This is a genomic window from Xenorhabdus anantnagensis (assembly GCF_028598555.1).
Lineage (GTDB): Bacteria > Pseudomonadota > Gammaproteobacteria > Enterobacterales > Enterobacteriaceae > Xenorhabdus > Xenorhabdus anantnagensis.
The window spans coordinates 17850-39459 of the sequence record NZ_JAQRFN010000002.1 but is presented as its reverse complement, the minus strand read 5'-3'; the positions used below and the strand labels follow the sequence as shown (position 1 = coordinate 39459).

The 21610-nt window shown below is 44.1% G+C and carries 20 protein-coding genes and 1 pseudogene; 17 read left to right on the top strand and 4 right to left on the bottom strand.

The genetic code is table 11. The annotated features are described in order from the left end of the window. The first annotated feature begins 133 nt into the window (after positions 1-133). The 4 genes from syd to PSI14_RS01810 all read left to right on the top strand — a co-directional run bounded on the left by syd (position 134) and on the right by PSI14_RS01810 (position 3000). Positions 134-682 (top strand): SecY-interacting protein, encoded by a 549-nt coding sequence (syd, locus tag PSI14_RS01825; protein ID WP_273574139.1) that lies wholly within the window; start codon positions 134-136, stop codon positions 680-682. A 710-nt stretch (positions 683-1392) separates the two neighbouring features. Further along, positions 1393-1749 (top strand): YqcC family protein, encoded by a 357-nt coding sequence (locus PSI14_RS01820; RefSeq protein ID WP_273574138.1) that lies wholly within the window; start codon positions 1393-1395, stop codon positions 1747-1749. A gap of 1 nt (position 1750) precedes the next feature. Continuing rightward, complete coding sequence (gene truC, locus PSI14_RS01815; RefSeq protein ID WP_273574137.1) at positions 1751-2503, top strand: tRNA pseudouridine(65) synthase TruC; 753 nt, start codon at positions 1751-1753, stop codon at positions 2501-2503. A 50-nt stretch (positions 2504-2553) separates the two neighbouring features. After that, a complete protein-coding gene (locus PSI14_RS01810) occupies positions 2554-3000 on the top strand; it encodes a flavodoxin (RefSeq protein ID WP_273574136.1) in 447 nt (148 codons plus the stop codon). A 110-nt stretch (positions 3001-3110) separates the two neighbouring features. Here PSI14_RS01810 and PSI14_RS01805 read toward each other — a convergent pair whose 3' ends face one another. After that, positions 3111-3497 carry a DUF3461 family protein gene (locus PSI14_RS01805; protein ID WP_273574135.1) on the bottom strand — a complete coding sequence of 129 codons (387 nt, stop codon included), beginning with the start codon at positions 3495-3497 and terminating at the stop codon, positions 3111-3113. Between the two features lie 116 nt (positions 3498-3613). Here PSI14_RS01805 and PSI14_RS20025 point away from each other — a divergent pair. Beyond that, a pseudogene (locus tag PSI14_RS20025) lies at positions 3614-3806 on the top strand (hypothetical protein); the annotation flags it as partial. Positions 3807-3907: 101 nt separating this feature from the next. Here the strand turns inward: PSI14_RS20025 and dapD are convergent. The 3 genes from dapD to map all read right to left on the bottom strand — a co-directional run bounded on the left by dapD (position 3908) and on the right by map (position 8404). Then, positions 3908-4732 carry a 2,3,4,5-tetrahydropyridine-2,6-dicarboxylate N-succinyltransferase gene (dapD, locus tag PSI14_RS01800; protein ID WP_273574134.1) on the bottom strand — a complete coding sequence of 275 codons (825 nt, stop codon included), beginning with the start codon at positions 4730-4732 and terminating at the stop codon, positions 3908-3910. Between the two features lie 37 nt (positions 4733-4769). Then, positions 4770-7424 carry a bifunctional uridylyltransferase/uridylyl-removing protein GlnD gene (glnD, locus tag PSI14_RS01795; RefSeq protein WP_273574133.1) on the bottom strand — a complete coding sequence of 885 codons (2655 nt, stop codon included), beginning with the start codon at positions 7422-7424 and terminating at the stop codon, positions 4770-4772. 182 nt (positions 7425-7606) lie between these two features. Continuing rightward, positions 7607-8404, bottom strand: coding sequence for a type I methionyl aminopeptidase (gene map / locus PSI14_RS01790; RefSeq protein ID WP_273574132.1), 798 nt, complete (start codon positions 8402-8404; stop codon positions 7607-7609). Between the two features lie 439 nt (positions 8405-8843). On the opposite strand from map, the gene rpsB reads away from it, so the two are divergent. The 12 genes from rpsB (at position 8844) to fabZ (ending at position 21609) form a co-directional block, all read left to right on the top strand. After that, positions 8844-9569, top strand: coding sequence for a 30S ribosomal protein S2 (gene rpsB, locus PSI14_RS01785; protein WP_092517717.1), 726 nt, complete (start codon positions 8844-8846; stop codon positions 9567-9569). A gap of 165 nt (positions 9570-9734) precedes the next feature. Beyond that, the gene (tsf, locus tag PSI14_RS01780) at positions 9735-10592 is read left to right on the top strand and encodes a translation elongation factor Ts (protein WP_273574131.1); all 858 of its coding nucleotides are present in this window, start codon (positions 9735-9737) and stop codon (positions 10590-10592) included. A 144-nt stretch (positions 10593-10736) separates the two neighbouring features. Then, on the top strand, positions 10737-11465 hold the full coding sequence (gene pyrH, locus PSI14_RS01775) for a UMP kinase (RefSeq protein WP_273574130.1): 729 nt from the start codon (positions 10737-10739) through the stop codon (positions 11463-11465). Between the two features lie 203 nt (positions 11466-11668). Then, positions 11669-12226 (top strand): ribosome recycling factor, encoded by a 558-nt coding sequence (gene frr / locus PSI14_RS01770; RefSeq protein WP_273574129.1) that lies wholly within the window; start codon positions 11669-11671, stop codon positions 12224-12226. Positions 12227-12410: 184 nt separating this feature from the next. Then, a complete protein-coding gene (ispC, locus tag PSI14_RS01765) occupies positions 12411-13607 on the top strand; it encodes a 1-deoxy-D-xylulose-5-phosphate reductoisomerase (protein ID WP_273574128.1) in 1197 nt (398 codons plus the stop codon). Between the two features lie 277 nt (positions 13608-13884). Then, positions 13885-14640: a (2E,6E)-farnesyl-diphosphate-specific ditrans,polycis-undecaprenyl-diphosphate synthase gene (ispU, locus tag PSI14_RS01760; RefSeq protein WP_370688803.1), complete on the top strand. Its 756-nt coding sequence runs from the start codon at positions 13885-13887 to the stop codon at positions 14638-14640. A gap of 9 nt (positions 14641-14649) precedes the next feature. After that, positions 14650-15513 carry a phosphatidate cytidylyltransferase gene (cdsA, locus tag PSI14_RS01755; protein ID WP_273574127.1) on the top strand — a complete coding sequence of 288 codons (864 nt, stop codon included), beginning with the start codon at positions 14650-14652 and terminating at the stop codon, positions 15511-15513. A 6-nt stretch (positions 15514-15519) separates the two neighbouring features. After that, on the top strand, positions 15520-16875 hold the full coding sequence (gene rseP / locus PSI14_RS01750) for a sigma E protease regulator RseP (protein ID WP_273574347.1): 1356 nt from the start codon (positions 15520-15522) through the stop codon (positions 16873-16875). Positions 16876-16909: 34 nt separating this feature from the next. Beyond that, positions 16910-19312, top strand: coding sequence for an outer membrane protein assembly factor BamA (gene bamA / locus PSI14_RS01745; RefSeq protein ID WP_273574126.1), 2403 nt, complete (start codon positions 16910-16912; stop codon positions 19310-19312). Between the two features lie 151 nt (positions 19313-19463). After that, positions 19464-19961, top strand: a complete 498-nt coding sequence (skp, locus tag PSI14_RS01740) for a molecular chaperone Skp (protein WP_273574125.1) — start codon at positions 19464-19466, stop codon at positions 19959-19961. 4 nt (positions 19962-19965) lie between these two features. After that, complete coding sequence (gene lpxD, locus PSI14_RS01735; protein WP_273574124.1) at positions 19966-20994, top strand: UDP-3-O-(3-hydroxymyristoyl)glucosamine N-acyltransferase; 1029 nt, start codon at positions 19966-19968, stop codon at positions 20992-20994. Between the two features lie 162 nt (positions 20995-21156). Then, positions 21157-21609, top strand: coding sequence for a 3-hydroxyacyl-ACP dehydratase FabZ (fabZ, locus tag PSI14_RS01730; protein WP_273574123.1), 453 nt, complete (start codon positions 21157-21159; stop codon positions 21607-21609). Position 21610: the final 1 nt, after the last annotated feature.

Genomic DNA, 21610 nt, shown 5'->3' with positions numbered 1-21610 from the left:
AAAGGGTCTAAATATTTAAAAAAGGATAGGTTATATCAACATTTTTTCATTAAGGTGATAATATTACTCTTCATTGTTGTTTTGCTAGATAACATTATAAGCCTGAGCCTGAAAATGTGGATGATATAATCGTATGACCTTTAATGTGACAGAAGCACTCTCTGATTTTACCCGACGTTATGTTGAATTATGGCAAGAGAAAACGGGCTTCCCTCCAGCCAGCAGTGAGTTGTATGGCATTCCTTCACTATGTGTTGAGCGTACGGGAGATGGTGTGGTGCATTGGCTTCCCCGGCCTTTTTCTGTTCAAGAAAAACTCAATAAAGTAGAAGCTGCACTGGAGATCCGTTTGCAGGACTCTATCCATGATTATTATGTGATGCAGTTTGCGGGTGATATGGCCGCCAGCTTTGAGGGGCAAAATTTCAGCCTGATTCAGGTATGGAGTGAAGATGATTTTATTAGGTTGCAGGAAAACCTGATTGGGCACCTTATCACACAGAAGCGCTTAAAACTCTCGCCTACTGTATTTATTGGAACCACTGATTCCGATATGGGACTGATTTCTGTGTGTAATTTGACAGGCCAAGTGATTATCGAACAATTTGGCAGCGATAAACGGAAAACTTTATCCCCAGATTTGGCAAGTTTCCTTTCGATCATCAATCCTGTGATGAGTTAATTGCAGATATTAATTTAATTTCTTGTAAGAGATATCTCACATAACGCGTGAGATATTTCTTTGAATCATGGTGTGAATATTATTCAGGTGTATTATTTTTATTTTGTATCAATGATATGCGTGATTTTATCTTGGCGTTAATTTTGTTCTGTCTCCTGAGGTGTTGATTCAGTTGCTTGTTTCAAGAAGCTAAATCGTAGATCCTTTCACTGTTCCGCAAGGAGCCACAGCAAGACAATTGCCAGGGAATAAATCCATCAGGAAGATGGTTCAAGGATGACTAGGTATAGGCAAGAATGCCGAAAACTATCAATATAATGATTAAGTAAAGGATTACTAATAGGGATATTTTTTTGTCAGGGAAAAAAGCAGGGATTGCCCTATTTAGCAGGATTGCTATGACAGCCACTCTGAGGGAGGAGATTTTATCTCCTCCCTTATTTCATATGTATTCCCTTCATCTTTCAAGTTGCCTCTTTGTTGGCTGCGTTCACTCACCCCGGTCACCGTTGTTATGAACATAGAGTTATCTATGCTCCCGGGGATTCGCTCCCTTGCCGCCGCGACGCACCTTGAAATCCATTGGGTATAGCCGTAATTTTCCTACCGCAACTTTTCCGCTGAAATCGTATCAATGATACTCTTATGTCCCTATGACGTGGTGGCAGTTTCTGTCATCTGAGCAACAGACAAGCATCAGACGAAACATCATGAGTATCGAGAAACAAATTCTACATAAATTACAGTTAATTGAAGCTGCCATGAAAACGGCAGGTCTATGGCAAAATTATCCACCTAAACCAGAATCCTTTGAAAGCACTGAGCCTTTTTCTATTGATACAATGTCGGCAGAAGAGTGGCTCCAGTGGGTATTAATCCCAAGAATGCGCGCTTTGATAGATCAAAAAGCCAGTTTGCCGACAGCGTTTGCCATCGCCCCATATTTTGAAGAAGTTTATAAAGAAGAAGTAGAACGTTATTTACCTTTGCTTGAACAATTACGTGCATTGGATAATTTGTTTACGGGCAATTTGTCTACGGGCAATCTGTTTACGCAGGATATTTGAGATGTTGGATATTATTTATCAGGATGAACATATTGTTGCAGTCAATAAGCCAGCCGGATGGTTAGTTCATCGTAGTTGGCTGGCTCGCCATGAAACTGTTTTTGTGATGCAAACACTGCGTGACCAAATTGGGCAGCATGTTTTCCCTGTTCATCGTTTGGACAGACCAACATCCGGTGTCTTGTTGATGGCGCTTTCAAGTGAAGTCGCCAGAACACTTTCACAACAATTTGAATTCCACGATATACAAAAAACATATCATGCCGTTGTAAGAGGTTATGTTGAAGGTGATGATATTATCGACTACGCCCTAATGGAGCAGTTGGATAAAATTGCGGATAAATTTGCTGATACAGACAGAGAAGCACAACCAGCCGTTACTTATTATCGTTCACTGGCGCAAGTAGAGTGTCCGATTGAGATAGGACGTTATCCAACATCACGTTTTAGTCTCTTGGAGTTGACGCCAAAAACCGGCCGTAAGCATCAATTACGGCGGCATATGGCGCATATTCGACACCCGATTATTGGGGATACCACGCACGGCGATTTACGACAAAATCGCGGTGTTGCTAAGTATTATCAGACTGGCAGGTTAATGCTGCATGCCAGCTATCTTCAACTCAAGCATCCCGTGACAGGAGAGAACCTTCTTCTGACTGCGCGATGGGAGCCATCATGGCAGCATTTGCTTGAACAATTTGGCTGGCAGGGTATTGTGCCTGATCTGGAATGTCTGATTATTCATGAATGAACGTAGTATCAATCAACGTAGTATCAAACCAGTTAAAGAGATCAATAGTTATGGCAAAGATTGGTGTTTTCGTTGGTACAGTTTATGGCAATGCGTTGGCGGTTGCGGAAGAAGCACAGCAGATCCTTGAACAGCAAGGGCATGAGATCGAAATTTTTGAGGATGCAACCTTAGCGCAATGGCAAGCGTATTTACAGCAAGTTGTTTTAGTGGTCACTTCGACAACGGGGCAAGGCGATCTGCCTGACAATATCCAGCCGCTCTATACAGAACTGAATGATAAGCTGGGTTACCAGCCTGATTTGCGCTATGGCGTAATTGCGCTGGGCGACAGTAGTTACGACACCTTCTGCGGTGGTGGTCACACTTTTGATGAGTTGTTACAGGAACAGGGAGCCAAACGAATCGGTGAGATACTGCTGATTGATGCTATTGAAGTGGTTGAGCCTGAAGTTTTTGCCCAAGACTGGATTGAGAAGTGGGGAACGCTACTGTAGTGCATGTAACACGGTTTTAGTGATGTATACAGGGTAGTTATTACACCGCTTATTCCTTTAGTTGACTCAAGGCCTCAGAAGGATAAGCGGTGTATGACACAACTGACATATTACTTACGAGTCAGTTTTTCCAAATCTGCTTCAATTTCTGCAATCTTATTCGCAACGACATGCTCGAGATGACGTAAGTCGTCGAGGATCTTATGTTTCAAATCCACTTCGATCTGGTCATGCTTGCAAATCTGATCCAGCTCTTCAATCACATAACGCAGGTTGGTGTTTATCTCTTTGATTTCTTTGTAACCTTGGCTTGAGTGATCGTCAGAGATGGTTTTTAACTGGCGTGGATACTTAAATTTAACGCTCTTGGCGAAGAATTCGCCCTTATCCTTGCGAAAATAAATCTTCAGAATGTCGTTATTCGCTTCCTGACGGAGGCTATAGCGATCAATATCTTCAGGATACGTGATCCCCAAACTTTTCAAGTTATCGTACATAGCGCGCCACCTAGTCACCTAAATGAAATGGAAAGGCAAAAAATAGTGGATTTATTATCCATTTCGTAATCGTTAAAAGTCAATTGGTTAATGGTGCTTGAGGGTATACTACCTGAAACAGGGTAGTTATACAGCCGGATGTTGTATTAAATTGCCGTCCTATAACGCAAATTCTTGTTTGGCGCATTAGAACACCTCAACATCGAGCTGTTCTAATGTGCCAAACAAGAAATTTGGTTATGGAGAGATCCTGAGCATCATCAGAATAGATTGGCAATGTTTTCTAAAAAAGAGCTACCTCTTCAATAGAATTATTTCAATAAGTTAACTTCAATATGCGAAAAATAGTTCTTTCTGAATCCACAATTATGCGGCAATACAAATGCATAGCCGCATAATAATTCATGCTGTTAGTCAATATTTCTCAGCAGTTCATTAATACCAACTTTGCCGCGGGTCTTGGCATCAACTTTTTTCACAATAACAGCACAGTATAGGCTGTAGCTGCCATCTTTAGATGGAAGATTACCGGATACCACGACAGAACCTGCTGGTACACGACCATAATGGATTTCGCCAGTTTCACGATCATAGATTTTGGTGCTTTGGCCGATGTAAACACCCATTGAGATCACGGAGCCTTCTTCTACGATAACGCCTTCTACTATTTCAGAACGTGCGCCGATAAAGCAGTTATCTTCAATGATGGTAGGGTTGGCCTGCAATGGCTCCAGAACACCACCAATGCCAACACCACCAGATAAGTGAACATTTTTACCAATCTGTGCACAGGAACCGACTGTTGCCCAAGTATCTACCATCGTGCCTTCATCCACATAAGCACCGAGGTTGACATAAGATGGCATCAACACGGTATTACGGGCGATATATGCTCCTTGGCGGACAGCAGCCGGAGGTACAACACGGAATCCTTCTTTTTCGAAACGTGCCTGATCATAATCAGCAAATTTCATCGGTACTTTGTCGAAATAGCGGCTTTCAGCACCTTCCATCACCTGATTGTCATTAATGCGGAAGGAAAGCAATACCGCTTTTTTCAACCATTGATGAGTTACCCACTGTCCGTCGATCTTTTCGGCGACACGCAGTTTGCCGCTGTCCAGCATTTGAATAACCTGATTAATAGCATCACGGGTTTCGCCATCAACAGTAGTGGGAGTGATGTTTACACGGTTCTCAAATGCATTTTCGATAGTCGTTTGTAATTGCTGCATAATTATGCGGTTCCTAATTTCTGTTAAGAGAATCTTGCTATAGTTTATCCCGTGTGTTGAGGGCTTCTGTCAACCTTTCTGATAATTCATCCCTTATTTTTTTATGTAATGCGTTTTGATCTTTATCTGCTAATACAAAAAAGTCTTCGACACTTTCACCGATGGTCGTAATGCGGGCTCCATGCAGAGAAACCCCCAATTCAGCAAAAATATTGCCTACCCGTGCCAATAATCCGGGTTGATCCAACGCAATTAACTCCATATAAGTACGGCGAGTATTTTTTGTTGGTAAAAAGTTTACTTTGGTCGGGACATTAAAGTGACGCAACTTGGTCGGTAAATTGCGTGCTTTTGGTATCTTAGGATGAGGATCATTCACAACTTGCAGCAAGGTCTGACGGATAGGTTCGTGACGATCAAGCGACAGCGGATGGCCGTTAGGTTCCAAAACAACAAATGTATCCATTGCCATTTCATCACGGTTAGTAAAGATTTGGGCATCGTGGACACTTAAATTACGTTTGTCCAATTCGCCAACAACGGCAGCAAAAAGCGAAGGACGATCTTGGCACCAAATAAAAATTTCTGTGCCACCGTGAGAAAATGCGGTGCTGATCAGAACCATTGGCTCCGGGAAGTTGTGGTGGATTAAGTAGCTGGCGTGCCATGCTAACTGATCGGGGGTATGACGCAGGAAATAATCTGCATGGCAACGGCTCCAGATGTTGTGCAGGCGCTGTTCGTCAATATTTTCTTGACGCAGAAGAGCCAGTGCCTGTAAGCGATTATTGCGGATGCGTTCCCGTAAATCAGGGGTATTTTGAATACCCTGACGTAATTGGATTTCAGTGGTGAAATAGAGTTCTCGTATCAGGCTCTGTTTCCAGCTATTCCAGAGTTTGGCGTTGGTGGCACAAATATCTGCGACGGTTAGGCAAGCTAAGTAATTAAGACGGTTTTGGTTTTTGACCCGGCTTGCAAATTGTTGAATGACCTCCGGATCTTGAATATCCCGACGCTGTGCAGTCACTGACATCAATAGATGGTCGCGAACCAGCCATTCGACTAATTCTGCTTCGTGGTTTGTCAGACCATGTTGCTGTGCAAATGCGAAGGCATCTTTGGCTCCAAGCTCAGAATGATCGCCATTGCGTCCCTTGGCAATATCATGGAAAAAAGCGGCCAGCCGCAATAATTCTGGTTGAGGAAGGCGTGGATAAAGCTCAACACACAGAGGGTGGATCAGCCGGTTATTTTCATCAGCAAAACTTTCCAATTTTTGCAGTACACGGATAGTGTGCTCATCAACGGTATAAGCATGAAAAAGGTCAAATTGCATTTGGCCGACGATATTGCTCCAAAATGGCATATAAGCCCCTAATACACCATGAAGGTGCATTGGAAGTAATGCTCCAGCAACTGCATGGGGATGGCGCAGAATATCCATGAAAATTTTTCGTGCTTCGGGAAGTTCACATAAAGGGTTCTTCAGGTTTCTACGGGCATAGCGAAGTTGACGCAATGTTGTGGAATAGATCCCCTTAATTTCACGATGTTCAGCCATGTAATAAAACATTTTCAATATTGAGGTAGGATCACGGCTAAACAGCGTTTCATCGGTTAGATCGATGAGATTTCCCCGTAATTGAAACTCGGCGTTCAGAGAGCGAGGTTTCTCATTGGGCTGCAAAGCCAAAATTGCTTCATCGAATAATTGCAGCAGCATGTTATTCAGTTCTCTGACACGACGAGTCATGCGATAGAAATCTTTCATCATTCGCTCGATTGGCTGATTTCTTTCCCCTTCATAACCAAGCAGTTGGGCGATACTGAACTGGCGTTCAAACAGTAGTCGATTATCATAACGGGTCACAACCAAATGAAGCGCAAAACGGATGCGCCAGAGAAAACTCTGGCATTCATTCAATTCATTACGTTCTTCTTGGGTCAGGAAACCAAAATTGACCATTTCATCTAAAGATGTGGCGCCAAAATGGCGGTGAGCGACCCAAAGTAACGTGTGAATATCGCGGAGTCCACCCGGACTGCTTTTGATATCGGGTTCCAGATTGTAACTGGTGCTGTGATAGCGTTGATGGCGTTCTTGTTGTTCAGTGATTTTGGCTGCGAAAAATTGAGCTGATGGCCAGAAATCATCACTGAAAATATATTTCTGCAATCGTAAAAATAGAGGTAAGTCCCCACAAATTAAGCGGGATTCAATGAGGTTAGTCGCGATAGTGAGATCGGAAAGCCCTTTTTGCTGACATTCTTCAAATGTCCTGACACTGTGCCCTACTTCAAGGTGGATATCCCAAAGCAGGGCAATAAGCTGCCCGATATGAGTTGATTGCTCCTCAGTCAATGGCGATTCACTTAAAATCAACAGGTCAATGTCAGAAAGAGGATGCAATTCCCGGCGACCGTAGCCACCTACCGCAATCAGAGAAAGAGAATCTATCAGCTCAAATCCTTGTTCCTGCCATAATTGCTTTAACAGTTGATCAATATAGTCACTGCGGGTGTAAATCAGCGCATCTGGTGAAATCCCTGCCTTGAATGCTTGCTCAAGCCATAGCTGGAATTCATCAATATGCTGTTTAAGGGCAGGAAATTGCAGATCATCATGGGAAAACTCCACAGGAGACAGGGGAGGAACAGGTGCTTGCGCTAGGGAGATATCGACTGGCATATGTAGAGACCTATTATGAGAAAGCTCATGAGGAAACAGACCATGATGACCAGATTACTGAGAAAATCGCGGGATGAACAGGTATTCGTGACAAAGATTAAAGCTCCCCGTGAGTTGTCAGGGAGCTTTTTGATTACTTCTTGGCGGCTTCCCGGTTAAAGGTGATAAGCACTCGCTGGCAATTATGCGTTCACTAATACAGCAGAGATATGCGCCTCTTCTTCTTTGCGCCAAGTCATAATTTCACAGCCATTGTCGGTAACGACAATGGTGTGCTCGTATTGTGCAGACCAACCGCGATCTTTGGTTTTAACTGTCCAGCCATCTTTCATGGTGCGGATACGGAAATCCCCAGAATTGACCATCGGTTCAATGGTGAACGCCATGCCTTTTTGCAATACAACGCCACCATCATCAGCATCATAATGCAGAACGTGCGGCTCTTCGTGGAAGACTCTACCGATGCCGTGGCCGCAGTATTCGCGAACAACAGAGTAGTCGTGACCTTCCACAAATTGCTGAATTGCTTTGCCAATGGTACGCAGGCGGATGCCAGGCTTGACCATTTTCAGGGCAAGATACAGGCTTTCCTGTGTTATACGGCACAGACGCTCACCTTGAATGGTTGGCTTGCCGACAATGAACATTTTAGACGTATCACCGTGGAATTCATCTTTGATGACTGTAACGTCAATATTGACGATATCACCTTCTTTCAGGATTTTGTCATCGCTTGGAATGCCGTGGCAAATCACGTCATTGACGGAAATGCACACGGATTTGGGGAAGCCGTGGTAGCCCAGACAAGCTGAGATGGCCTGCTGTTTTTCGGTGATATGCTCGTGGCAAATACGATCAAGTTCACCCGTTGTGACACCAGCCTTAACGTAAGGCTCAATCATTTCCAGAACTTCTGCTGCCAGACGTCCGGCAATGCGCATTTTCTGAATGTCTTCATCTGTTTTGATAGAAATAGCCATGAAATGGGTCCATTTAAGTCGGGAAATCACCGACTACTTGATATTAACTAAGAAAAGTGTTGTCGGTAATGGTATCAGCCCACCGAATGTATGCCAATATAACCCTCATTTTTCAAGCAGAGATGGTAGCAAATGTAGCTGTAACATATATAGCGATAGCATATATAGCTGTAACAAATGTTGGAGTCTGACGGCGGTTTGTGGTATAAAGCGCGCCGGTATTCTGTGTAATTGTTGCTGATATGATGCAATGTGCAGAGATGCTAAATAAAACTCATTATGTGTAAATAACACACACGGATCGGCACATACACCGGGGTGCTCTCATGCGGTTAACCCATTTATATGAGTAATCTTTATATGAATGGTCTGCAGTCAAAGAGTCGGTGTCATGGGATCTGTGGAGGCATAACCCCAATTAACTTTATAGAGGTCTAAAATGGCAACTGTTTCCATGCGCGATATGCTACAAGCGGGCGTTCACTTCGGTCACCAGACTCGTTACTGGAACCCAAAAATGAAACCTTTCATCTTTGGCGCTCGTAACAAAGTTCATATCATCAACCTGGAAAAAACTGTTCCAATGTTCAACGGTGCACTGGCAGAGCTGAACAAAATCGCTTCCCGTAAAGGTAAAATCCTGTTTGTTGGCACCAAGCGTGCTGCTAGCGAAGCAATAAAAGAGTCAGCACTGAGCTGTGACCAATACTTCGTTAACCATCGTTGGTTAGGTGGTATGCTGACTAACTGGAAAACTGTTCGTCAGTCAATCAAGCGCTTGAAAGATCTGGAAGTTCAGTCTCAGGACGGTACTTTTGACAAGCTGACCAAAAAAGAAGCTCTGATGCGTACTCGTGAGCTTGGCAAACTGGAAAACAGCCTGGGCGGTATCAAAGACATGGGCGGCCTGCCTGATGCTCTGTTTGTTATCGATGCTGAACACGAACACATTGCTATCAAAGAAGCAAATAACCTGGGTATCCCAGTATTCGCTATCGTTGATACCAACTCTGATCCAGACGGTGTTGATTTCATCATCCCTGGTAACGACGATGCAATTCGTGCAGTTAAGCTGTACCTGACCGCTGCAGCTACCGCTGTTCGTGAAGGTCGTTCTCAAGATCTGGCTGTTCAGGCTGAAGAAGGTCTTGCAGACGCTGAATAATAAGGCATGCTCATTCTTGAGCCCTTATTGACCAGGTATTGAAATATATTGGTTAGGGGGCCTGTCACGGCCCCCTTTACATATCTGATATAGAACTATTATCTGATATAGAACTTTCCACGCGGAATATTATCTTCCCGCGAGACACATCGAGGAATAAAACAAATGGCTGACATTACCGCTGCTCTGGTAAAAGAACTGCGTGAGCGTACTGGCGCAGGCATGATGGAATGTAAGAAAGCACTGGTTGAAGCAAATGGTGATATCGAGCTGGCTATCGATAACATGCGTAAATCAGGTCAGGCAAAAGCGGCTAAGAAAGCGGGCCGTGTTGCTGCTGAAGGTGTTATTCTGGTTGAAGTTGCGGCTGATGCTAAATTTGCAGCTATCGTTGAACTGAACTGTGAAACTGACTTCGTTGCTAAAGATGCAGGCTTCCTGGCATTCGGTAAAGAAGTTATTGCTTCTGTTATGGCAGACAAAAACTCTGACATCGACGCACTGAAAGCTCAGTTCGAAGAACAGCGTACTGCTCTGGTAGCGAAAATTGGTGAAAACATCAACATTCGTCGCGTTGCTATCCTGGAAGGTGAAGCAGTTGGTTCTTATCTGCACGGCGCTCGTATCGGTGTTCTGGTTGCTGCTGAAGGCGCTAGCGAAGAACTGATCAAGCACATCGCAATGCACGTTGCTGCAAGCAAGCCAGAATACGTGAACCCAACTGACGTTCCTGCTGATGTAGTTGAGCGTGAACACCAGATCCAGCTGGACATCGCAATGCAATCTGGTAAGCCTCGCGAAATCGCAGAGAAAATGGTTTCTGGCCGCATGAACAAATTCACCGGCGAAATCTCTCTGACTGGTCAAAGCTTCGTGATGGACCCAAGCAAATCTGTTGGCGATCTGCTGAAAGAAAACAATGCTAACGTAATCAACTTCATCCGCTTCGAAGTGGGTGAAGGTATTGAGAAAGTTGAAGCTGATTTCGCGGCAGAAGTTGCTGCAATGAGCAAACAGTCTTAATTTTCTTAAACGGAGCCGCCGATTGGCGGTTCTGTTTTATCTGATGATGAATTTTTACATCTGGGCTGTATAGCGTGGATGTGTAGTAGTTGAGTAAGTCGTAATAAATCCCCAATATTCCTTATCTGCTTAGGACTGAACACCATGGCAACCAATGCAAAACCCGTATATCAGAGAATCCTGCTTAAGCTCAGTGGAGAAGCCCTACAAGGCGCAGAAGGTTTTGGTATCGACGCCAGCGTCTTAGACCGTATGGCTCAGGAAATCAAAGAACTGGTTGAGCTGGGTATTCAGGTCGGTGTCGTTATTGGAGGAGGCAACCTGTTTCGTGGCGCGGGCTTGGCAGAAGCAGGAATGAACCGTGTAGTAGGCGATCACATGGGCATGTTGGCGACTGTGATGAATGGCCTGGCAATGCGCGATGCTTTGCACCGCGCCTATGTGAATGTTCGCTTGATGTCTGCCATCCCATTGAATGGCGTATGTGACAATTATAGCTGGGCTGAGGCGATCAGCTTGCTGCGTCACGGTCGTGTTGTTATTTTCTCTGCGGGTACTGGTAACCCGTTCTTTACAACAGATTCCGCTGCATGTCTGCGTGGCATTGAAATTGAAGCGGATGTTGTGTTAAAAGCGACCAAGGTTGATGGCGTTTATTCTGCTGATCCTGCAAAAAATCCTGAAGCCGTTCTCTACAATAAGCTCACTTATCAGGAAGTATTGGAGCGTGAATTGAAAGTGATGGATCTGGCGGCCTTTACGCTGGCCCGTGACCATAACCTGCCAATTCGTGTCTTTAATATGAACAAACCAGGCGCACTTCGTCGTGTTGTGATGGGAGAAAATGAAGGTACGTTGATCTCTCACAACTGATTTTTCATAATTCGTGCTCAGAGACATCGGTGAAATTTGACGGTATGATCAGCGTCCTGATGCGCCAAACTTAATGACACAGGGCCATATATTCCTTAGCGTATTTGATTCACCTTATCTGTGATTTACATATGGGTGATTTACATATGGGTGATTTACGTATAGGTGGCCTAAAAAATAACCATCTCCCAAGGGTTTGTAACGTGATTAATGAAATCAAAAAAGACGCACAAGACCGCATGGAAAAAAGCGTCGAAGCACTGAAAAACCAAATCAGCAAGGTTCGTACTGGCCGTGCTTCTCCTAGTCTGCTGGATGGCATCAGCGTTGAATATTATGGCTCAGCGACTCCTCTGCGTCAGATTGCAAACGTTGTTGCAGAAGATGCTCGCACTTTGGCGATCACAGTATTTGATCGTTCTATGACTGCGGCTATCGAAAAAGCAATTATGGCTTCTGATCTGGGCCTGAACCCATCTTCTGCCGGAACCACTATCCGTGTTCCACTGCCACCACTGACAGAAGAGCGTCGTAAGGATCTGATTAAAGTTGTTCGTGGCGAAGCGGAGCAGGGTCGTGTATCCATCCGTAACATTCGTCGTGATGCGAACGAGAAGGTCAAGTCTCTGCTGAAAGACAAAGAAATCAGTGAAGATGAAGAACGCCGTTCACAAGATGACGTTCAGAAACTGACCGACAGCTTCATTAAGAAAATTGATGAAGCGCTGGCAAATAAAGAAACTGAGCTGATGGATTTCTAATTGCCATTTCATACATACAACGCCGCAATTCCTGCGGCGTTGTTCTTATCTTTGATATTACACTTCGTATCACATTTCTTTCTCAAGCGATGGACATAGCGCTCTATTCCGCTCAAACTATTACGATTTTCTGTTGTGATTTTCCATTGTGATTTTATATCAGTAGTATACTTAGAGTATTAAAATGAAACGGTTAACTATTCTTGGCTCAACGGGTTCGATTGGGAAAAGTACGCTTTCTGTTGTCCGAAATAACCCGGATAAATTCAGTGTCGTCGCACTGGTTGCCGGGAAAAATATTGAAGTCATGGCACAGCAATGTTTGGAATTCCATCCACAATATGCCGCAATGGCAGATGAGCAGTCGGCAAAGGTTCTGCGCCAGTTATTGCAGGAGCAGGGAAGCCAAACTGAAGTTCTGTTCGGTAAAGATGCCATTTGTGATTTAGCTGCATTGGACGAAGTCGATCAGGTCATGTCAGCTATTGTTGGTGTTGCAGGTTTATTGCCAACTTTGGCGGCTATCCGTAAGGGCAAACAAGTACTGCTGGCTAACAAAGAATCTCTGATTACCAGTGGTCGTCTGTTTATGGATGCGGTTGTTCAATATAAAGCACAACTGCTGCCAATTGATAGTGAACATAATGCCATTTTCCAAAGTCTGCCAGAGGTGGTTCAGCACAACCTCGGCAATATAAATTTAAAAGAACACGGTATCTCCAGCATTATTCTGACGGGATCGGGCGGACCGTTCCGCAAGACACTTTTAGATAAATTACCTGATGTTACTCCAGATGAAGCGTGTGCTCATCCTATCTGGTCAATGGGACGTAAAATTTCTGTTGACTCTGCCACCATGATGAACAAGGGATTGGAATATATCGAAGCGTGTTACCTGTTCAATGCATCTTCAGATGAAATGGAAATATTATTGCATCCCCAATCAATCATCCACTCAATGGTTCGTTATCAGGATGGCAGCATCATTGCACAGCTGGGAACGCAGGATATGTGTACCCCAATTGCTTATGCGATGGCCTATCCTAATCGCATTTCATCCGGTGCAAAGCCATTGGATTTTACTGAATTGAGCATGCTCACTTTTGAGTCTCTGGATTATCAGCGTTACCCTTGTTTAAAATTGGCTATTGAGGCTTGTCACCAAGGACAGGCGGCAACAACGGCTTTGAATGCCGCAAACGAAGAAACAGTTAATGTTTTTTTGAACGACGGGATCCGTTTCACCGATATTGCGACAATCAATCGATTGGTAGTGGAAAAAGTAAATTTACCTGAACCTCAAAGCATCGAAGAAGTTCTAGAAATCGATAGCATAGCAAGAGCCTTGGCGAGGGAAACCATAAGAACTTTTGCCAAATAGCAAGTTTTGTTAATAAATATATGTTTGCGTTTTGGCAAATGGTATAGTTCGCGAGTGAATTATAGTTGCTATAATAGCCAATTCAATTATCTGGTTCCTGCATTCTAATCATGGATAAGCATGTTAGGGCTTACCAGAGATAAAGGCTTTCATTCAGGTCATGCCAGAAATAGCCGTGGTATCCGTGGTAATTATTGACACGTAACACGGCTTTTTCATGTTTGGAAGTGATTGGATTTATCGAAAAGTCAGCTTAGTTATTTAAGGATTATTTTGAGTGATATCTCCCAGTGATAGTGACTCATTGCCAACATTACCCAGACATGTTGCCATCATTATGGATGGTAATGGTCGCTGGGCAAAAAAGCGTGGCAAATTAAGAATTTTTGGTCACCGTGCAGGAATTAAAGCAGTACGGAGTGCCGTGAGTTTTTCAGTTAAACATAATATTGAATCGCTGACGTTATATGCTTTTAGCAGCGAAAACTGGAATCGCCCACAGCAGGAAGTCAATTCATTGATGGAGTTGTTTGTTTTCGCCCTCGATAATGAAGTAAAAAACCTGCACAAACACAATGTGAAATTGTCTGTTATTGGTGATATCAGTCGTTTTAGCTCACGATTACAGGAGCGTATCTGCCGTTCAGTTGAATTGACAGCGGGTAATACCGGATTGCAACTTAATATTGCTGCTAACTATGGTGGTCGTTGGGATCTGATTCAGAGTGTTAAACAAATTGCTGAAAAAATTAAAGCAAATGAGTTGGTTCCAGAAGAGATCACCGAAGCTACAGTTGGTCGCTTTATCAGTTTAAGACAGCAGCCCGAAGTTGATCTGGTTATTAGAACCGGAGGCGAACATCGTATCAGTAATTTCCTGTTATGGCAGATCGCTTATGCAGAATTGTATTTTACCGATATACTTTGGCCTGATTTTGATGAAACTTCTTTTGAAGGTGCTATTAATGCCTTTGTTAAACGAGAACGCCGATTTGGCGGAGCAATACCAGACGATGCCGAAGTGGGATCATAGGAGGAGAACTTGCTGAAGTACCGTCTTTTAACTACGTTGATATTGATTCCACTTGTTATTGTAGCGTTGTTTGTCCTCCCACCATCAGGGTTTGGGTTGGTTGTCATTGCTGTATCAACACTTGCTGCATGGGAATGGGGACAATTTGCAGGTCTCTTCACTCAATTTAAACGTATCATGCTGGCCGCGTTATTTGCTGTAGGGTTACTAGCCTTGCAGTTCTCTTTGTCGGATTTTTCTCATCTTATTGAAAAGCCACAAATTGTATATCTATTATGGGCTGGCATGCTTTGGTGGGTGGCCGCTATTTTATTGGTGGTAACTTATCCGGCTTCTGCCTCCATCTGGAAATCATCGGTTGTTTTGCGTCTGCTATTTGGGGTGCTGACTATCGTGCCATTTTATTGTGGAATGATGGTGCTGCGTACTCAGGGCTATGAAAATAATAGCTATGATGGTGCCTGGTGGTTGCTGTACGTCATGCTGTTGGTATGGGCTGCCGATTCAGGCGCTTATATTTTTGGCCGCACAATGGGTAAGCATAAAATGGCCCCCAAAGTATCACCAGGCAAAACACTTGAGGGGCTTGTCGGTGGGTTATTAACTGCTGGGCTGATTTCGTGGTTGTTTGGAAAATTTGCCCCTGTTCCCGCGATGCCAGAACATTTGTTGCTGATTTCTGCGGTGGTGGTTATTGCCTCGGTCTTTGGGGATTTGACTGAAAGTATGTTCAAGCGGGAATCTGGGATCAAAGACAGCAGTCAATTGATTCCGGGGCACGGTGGTGTCATGGATAGGGTTGATAGTCTAACAGCGGCGGTTCCAGTATTCGCTGGGCTGGTTATGTTGATTTCTTCTGGATTTATTCTCTGAAGGTACATAATGGATATTCTCTGGAATCTGGCTGCATTTATTGTTGCTTTAGGTGTTCTCATCACAGTGCATGAGTTTGGTCATTTTTGGGTTGCCAGACGATGTGGTATCTACGTTGAACGCTTTTCCATCGGGTTTGGTAAAGTGCTTTGGCGTCGGACAGATAAACAGGGAACTGAATACGCTATCGCCCTTATCCCCCTTGGTGGATATGTCAAAATGCTCGACGAGCGGGTAGGGGAAGTTTCTCCCGAACGTCGTCATATGGCATTCAATAACAAAACTATTGGTCAGCGCGCGGCGGTTATCAGCGCAGGGCCAATCGCAAACTTCATTCTGGCGGTATTCGCTTATTGGCTGGTTTTTGTGATTGGCGTGCCATCCGTGCGTTCTGTAGTGTTGGATGTGAAGCAAAATTCGATTGCTGCACAGGCAAATATTTTGCCAGGAATGGAACTAAAAGCCGTTAATGGTATCGAAACTCCTGATTGGAATTCGGTACGCCTTGCCATGATAGGTAAAGTAGGGGCGACATCGGTAGCTGTGGATGTCTTACCCATGGCGTCGCTTGATAGTGTTCAAAAAACTCTGGATTTGCGTGAATGGACTTTTGATCCGTCCAGACAGGATGTTTTGCTGTCTTTGGGAATTATGCCTGTTGTTCCACAGATTAGTTCGCAAGTGGAAAAAGTTCATCCTGCTTCTGCTGCTGAAAAAGCAGGTTTACAAAGTGGGGATAGGATCGTTAAAGTCAATGGTCAAGATGTCGATGTCTGGCACACTTTTTCTTCTTTTGTCAGGAAGAATCCGAATATTCCTCTAAAATTGGACGTTGCAAGGGCAGGTGGAATGATTTCTCTGTCTCTGACTCCTGAAGTCAGAAAACTGTCCAATGATCGTGAGGAGGGTTTTGCTGGCGCCGAATTGAAAATCATTCCATTGGCGGATGAATACAAAGTTATTCAGCAATATGGTCCTCTTTCTGCCATTTATGAGGCAGGAGATAAAACTTGGCAATTGATGAAGCTGACAGTCAAGATGATCGGCAAGTTGATTGTGGGTGACTTAAAACTTAATAACCTGAGCGGCCCGATATCCATTGCCAAAGGTGCTGGAGTATCGGCTGATTCTGGCTTGGTGTATTATTTAATGTTTTTGGCGCTGATTAGCGTCAACCTTGGGATCATTAATTTGTTCCCATTACCTGTACTAGATGGTGGACACTTGCTTTTCCTTGCTATCGAAAAGATCAAGGGGGGGCCAGTCTCCGAGCGTGTACAAGACTTCAGTTATCGCATTGGTGCTATATTACTGGTGTTATTAATGGGGCTTGCACTTTTCAATGATTTCTCCCGCTTTTAAGGTGGGGGACCGGTTAGGAAAACGCATAACAACGATGGCGATGAAAAAGTTGCTCATAGCGTCGCTGCTGTTCGGCAGCGCCACTGCATACGGTTCAGACGGATTCGTAGTTCGGGACATTCACTTTGAGGGTCTTCAACGTGTCACCGTTGGTGCAGCATTACTGAACATGCCAGTTCGAGTAGGTGATACGGTTAGTGATGAAGATATTAGCCGCATGATTCACTCATTGTTCTCAACTGGAAACTTTGAAGATGTTCGTGTCTTACGTGATGGCAATTCACTTGTTGTTCAAGTAAAAGAACGGCCAACTATCGCCAGTATTACTTTCTCCGGTAACAAATCGGTGAAAGATGATATGCTCAAGCAAAATCTTGAGGCTTCGCGTGTTCGTGTTGGTGAAGCCCTTGATCGCACCATGCTGTCCAATATTGAGAAAGGGCTGGAAGATTTCTATTACAGTGTTGGTAAATACAGCGCGACAGTAAAAGCTGTAGTCACGCCACTGCCCCGCAACCGTGTTGATTTGAAACTCATTTTCTCTGAAGGGGTTTCTGCCAAGATCCAACAAATTAATATTGTTGGCAATAAAGCCTTTTCAACTAATGAGCTGCTTAACCATTTCCAACTTAGGGACGATGTTCCTTGGTGGAACATGATGGCTGATCAGAAATATCAGAAACAAAAATTAGCAGGCGACCTTGAAACCCTGCGCAGTTTCTATCTTGATCGAGGCTATGCTCGTTTCAACATCAACTCGACTCAAGTTAACCTGACGCCAGAGAAGAAAGATATTTATATTACTGTCAATATCACCGAAGGCGATCAATACAAAATCGCAGGTGTTGATTTGAATGGTAATTTGGCTGGTTACCAGTCTCAAATCGGCGAATTGACTAAAATTAAGCCGGGTTCACTGTATAACGGTGCAGAAGTGACCAAGATGGAAAAAGCCATCAAAAACCTGCTTGGCCGCCATGGTTATGCTTACCCCCGTGTGATGACACAACCTGAAATCAATGATGCGGATAAAACGGTTAAGCTGCATGTAAATATCGATGCCGGCAATCGTTTCTACGTGCGTAAAATCCGCTTTTCAGGCAATGATGTTAGTAAAGATTCGGTACTGCGTCGTGAAATGCGTCAGATGGAAGGCGCATGGCTGGGGAGTGATTTGGTTGAACAGGGCAAAGAACGTCTAAATCGATTGGGATATTTTGACTCTGTTGATGTAGAGACTGAACGTTTGCCAAGCAGCCCGGATCAGGTTGATGTAGTTTACAAAGTCAAAGAGCGTAATACGGGTTCTATGAACTTTGGTGTTGGTTTCGGTACAGAAAGTGGCATGAGTTTCCAAGTTGGTGTCCAGCAGGCTAACTGGCTGGGAACCGGAAACTCTGTAGGTATCAACGCCAGTAAAAATGACTATTCAACATCGGCTGACTTATCCATAACTAACCCTTACTTCACTGTTGATGGTGTAAGTTTGGGTGGACGTGTGTTCTATAATGACTTCCGCGCCAATGATGCTGATCTTTCGAATTATACTAATAAAGCATACGGTACTGAGGGAACGCTCGGGTTTCCATTAAATGAAAATAACGGCTTATCATTGAGACTGGGTTATATACATAACTCCCTGTCTAACATGCGACCACAGGCTGCGATGTGGCGTTATTTGAACAAGATGGGCAGAAAAGAAAATTTTGATGATAAGGCAAGATTTGATTCCAATGACTTCGCGATAACGGTGGGATGGATTTACAACGATCTTAACCGGGGTTTCTTCCCAACATCGGGTCTGAAATCCTCTCTGGATGCGAAAGTGACAATCCCTGGCTCAGATAATCAGTTCTATAAAGTCACTTGGAACTCAGCAGGCTATTATCCATTGAATGATGCTCATTCATGGGTGCTGATGGGACGAACACGTCTAGGGTATGGCGGCGGTTTTGGTGGCAAAGAAATGCCATTCTATGAAAACTTCTATGCCGGCGGTACTAGCAGTGTTCGTGGCTTCCGTTCGAATAATATTGGCCCGAAAGCTATTTATTTAGAGAAAGATGATAAAGGCAACCCTGTACCTGCAAACAATAGCCCATCCCGTGATGCTGTGGGAGGTAACGCGACGGCAGTTGCCAGTTTCGAACTGATTACCCCTACACCATTCCTGGATGCTAAATATTCCAATTCCCTGCGGACTTCTCTATTTGTGGACGCAGGAACTGTATGGGATACCAATTGGGATACTAATTGGGCGAAGACTCACGCTATGCCAGACTACAGTAAGCCAAATAATATCCGTGTTTCGGCCGGTATTGCTTTGCAATGGATATCACCATTAGGGCCATTGAGCTTCTCGTATGCGAAGCCAATTAAGGAATACGAAGGTGATAGATCGGAGCAGTTCCAATTCAATATTGGCGGAGTTTGGTAATTATTAATCATTTTTGGTAAAAATCGCTCTACTATTAGATCAGGCAATATTGTGAGTGAATTCCAAATTGAAAAGGGCAAGCTACATAGCTCAGTGGGATAGGCTCTAAGTTTTCCAATTTGTAAAATAGCGTAGGTCAAAGGAGTTTATAGTGAAAAAAATATTGTGTGCAGCAAGTTTGGGTATGGCATTAGCATTTTCTGTAGGTGCTCAGGCGGCAGATAAAATTGCTTTAGTGAACGTTGCTGAAGTTTTCCAACAATTACCTGCTCGTGAAGCTGTGGCAAAACAGTTGGACAGCGAGTTTAAAGGCCGCGCAACCGAATTACAGCGTATGGAATCTGATCTGCAAACCAAAATCCAGAAATTACAGCGTGATGGCTCAACAATGAAAGCCAGTGAGCGTGAAAAACTGGAAAAAGAAGTGATGGCGAAACGTGATGAATTTATTCAGAAAGGGCAGAGTTTTGAAAACGATAATCGTCGTCGCCATATGGAAGAACGCAATAAACTTATGAGCCGTATTCAGGATGCAGTTAAATTGGTTGCAGGCAAAGAAGGTTACGACCTTGTTCTGGATGCAAGTGCCGCTGTGTATTCTGCGTCTGGTAAAAATATCACCGCAGAAGTACTGAAACAGGTTAAATAAGTCGATGGTTTCAATTCGATTGGCTGATCTCGCTCAGCAGTTGAATGCGCAATTGCAGGGTGATGGCGATATCGTCATCACCGGTGTTGCGCCAATGAATTCAGCAAATAACGAGCAAATTACATTTTTATCCGACAGTCGTTATACTGACAAGCTTTCTGCATGTCAGGCTGCGGCTGTTGTGCTGCGTGAAGCAGACCTTCTTCACTGCAAGGTTGCCGCGTTGGTTGTCGATGATCCTTACCTTGCCTATGCACGCATGGCACAAATTATGGATACGACACCAAAACCTGCACAGGATATCCACCCATCAGCGGTTATCTCCTCTGAGGTGGTTCTGGGCAAAAATGTGGCAATTGGTGCTAATGCGGTCATCGAGTCCGGCGTTGTACTTGGTGACCATGCCATTGTTGGCGCGGGTTGCTTTATTGGAAAAAACGCGCGGATTGGCGCAGGAACTCGCCTGTGGGCCAATGTATCGGTATACCATAATGTTGAAATTGGTAAATCATGCCTGATCCAATCAGGAACTGTTATAGGTTCTGATGGTTTTGGTTATGCCAATGAACGTGGAGATTGGATTAAAATCCCACAGTTAGGCACAGTGATCATCGGAGATCGCGTTGAAATCGGTGCTTGCACAACAATCGATCGGGGTGCGTTGGATAACACAGTTATCGGTAATGGTGTTATCATAGACAACCAATGCCAGATTGCCCACAACGTGACGATCGGAGACAACACAGCAATAGCTGGTGGTGTCGTTATGGCGGGTAGTTTGAAAATTGGTCGTTACTGTATGATTGGTGGAGCCAGTGTCATTAAAGGGCACATGGAAATCTGTGATAAAGTGACTGTAACTGGTATGGGCATGGTGATACGTCCAATTACAGAACCTGGCATGTATTCGTCGGGTATCCCGTTACAACCGAACAAAGTCTGGCGTAAGACTGCCGCTTTAGTCATGAGCATCAACGAAATGAATAAGCGATTGAAGTCAGTTGAACGCCAACTGGAAGGTGAAAACGAGTAATCATACTAGCACCTTGGATAGCCATCTTTGATTAAACGTTTTTAATTAGCATTTTTGGTTGTGCTTTTGATTTTTGCGGCCTGCCTGATAACTCTTCATTTGGAGTTAACGCAGGCCGTGTCGTTAATATTATGATTCTTATATGACAGGAAGAGTATTTAGATGAGTGATAATCATACTCTGCGAATTGAAGAGATTTTAAATTTACTGCCTCACCGCTACCCATTTTTACTGGTAGATCGTGTTTTAGATTTTGAGGAAGGTAAATTTCTGCGCGCAGTCAAGAATGTATCATTTAATGAACCATTCTTTCAGGGGCATTTCCCTGGTAAACCAATTTTCCCTGGTGTTCTGATCCTTGAGGCAATGGCCCAAGCTACTGGTATTCTGGCATTCAAAAGTGTCGGATCGCTGGAGCCAGGTGAATTGTATTACTTTGCAGCAATTGATGGCGCTCGCTTCAAGCGTCCGGTTCTGCCAGGTGATCAAATGATAATGGAAGTAGAATTTATTAAAGAACGTCGCGGTGTTGCGCGTTTCAGGGGCGTAGCGAAAGTCGATGGAGAAGTGGCTTGCGAAGCTGAAATGATGTGTGCTCGCCGTCGAGAGGCTTAAC

Bases quoted from the DNA above. Each gene is read 5' to 3' on its own strand.
- ispC (WP_273574128.1), top strand. From the start codon at position 12,411: ATGAAACGGTTAACTATTCTTGGCTCAACGGGTTCGATTGGGAAAAGT.
- glnD (WP_273574133.1), bottom strand. From the start codon at position 7,424: ATGCCAGTCGATATCTCCCTAGCGCAAGCACCTGTTCCTCCCCTGTCT.
- lpxD (WP_273574124.1), top strand. From the start codon at position 19,966: ATGGTTTCAATTCGATTGGCTGATCTCGCTCAGCAGTTGAATGCGCAA.
- PSI14_RS01820 (WP_273574138.1), top strand. From the start codon at position 1,393: ATGAGTATCGAGAAACAAATTCTACATAAATTACAGTTAATTGAAGCT.
- truC (WP_273574137.1), top strand. From the start codon at position 1,751: ATGTTGGATATTATTTATCAGGATGAACATATTGTTGCAGTCAATAAG.
- fabZ (WP_273574123.1), top strand. From the start codon at position 21,157: ATGAGTGATAATCATACTCTGCGAATTGAAGAGATTTTAAATTTACTG.
- syd (WP_273574139.1), top strand. From the start codon at position 134: ATGACCTTTAATGTGACAGAAGCACTCTCTGATTTTACCCGACGTTAT.
- map (WP_273574132.1), bottom strand. From the start codon at position 8,404: ATGGCTATTTCTATCAAAACAGATGAAGACATTCAGAAAATGCGCATT.
- PSI14_RS01810 (WP_273574136.1), top strand. From the start codon at position 2,554: ATGGCAAAGATTGGTGTTTTCGTTGGTACAGTTTATGGCAATGCGTTG.
- rpsB (WP_092517717.1), top strand. From the start codon at position 8,844: ATGGCAACTGTTTCCATGCGCGATATGCTACAAGCGGGCGTTCACTTC.
- dapD (WP_273574134.1), bottom strand. From the start codon at position 4,732: ATGCAGCAATTACAAACGACTATCGAAAATGCATTTGAGAACCGTGTA.
- PSI14_RS01805 (WP_273574135.1), bottom strand. From the start codon at position 3,497: ATGTACGATAACTTGAAAAGTTTGGGGATCACGTATCCTGAAGATATT.
- pyrH (WP_273574130.1), top strand. From the start codon at position 10,737: ATGGCAACCAATGCAAAACCCGTATATCAGAGAATCCTGCTTAAGCTC.
- bamA (WP_273574126.1), top strand. From the start codon at position 16,910: ATGGCGATGAAAAAGTTGCTCATAGCGTCGCTGCTGTTCGGCAGCGCC.
- tsf (WP_273574131.1), top strand. From the start codon at position 9,735: ATGGCTGACATTACCGCTGCTCTGGTAAAAGAACTGCGTGAGCGTACT.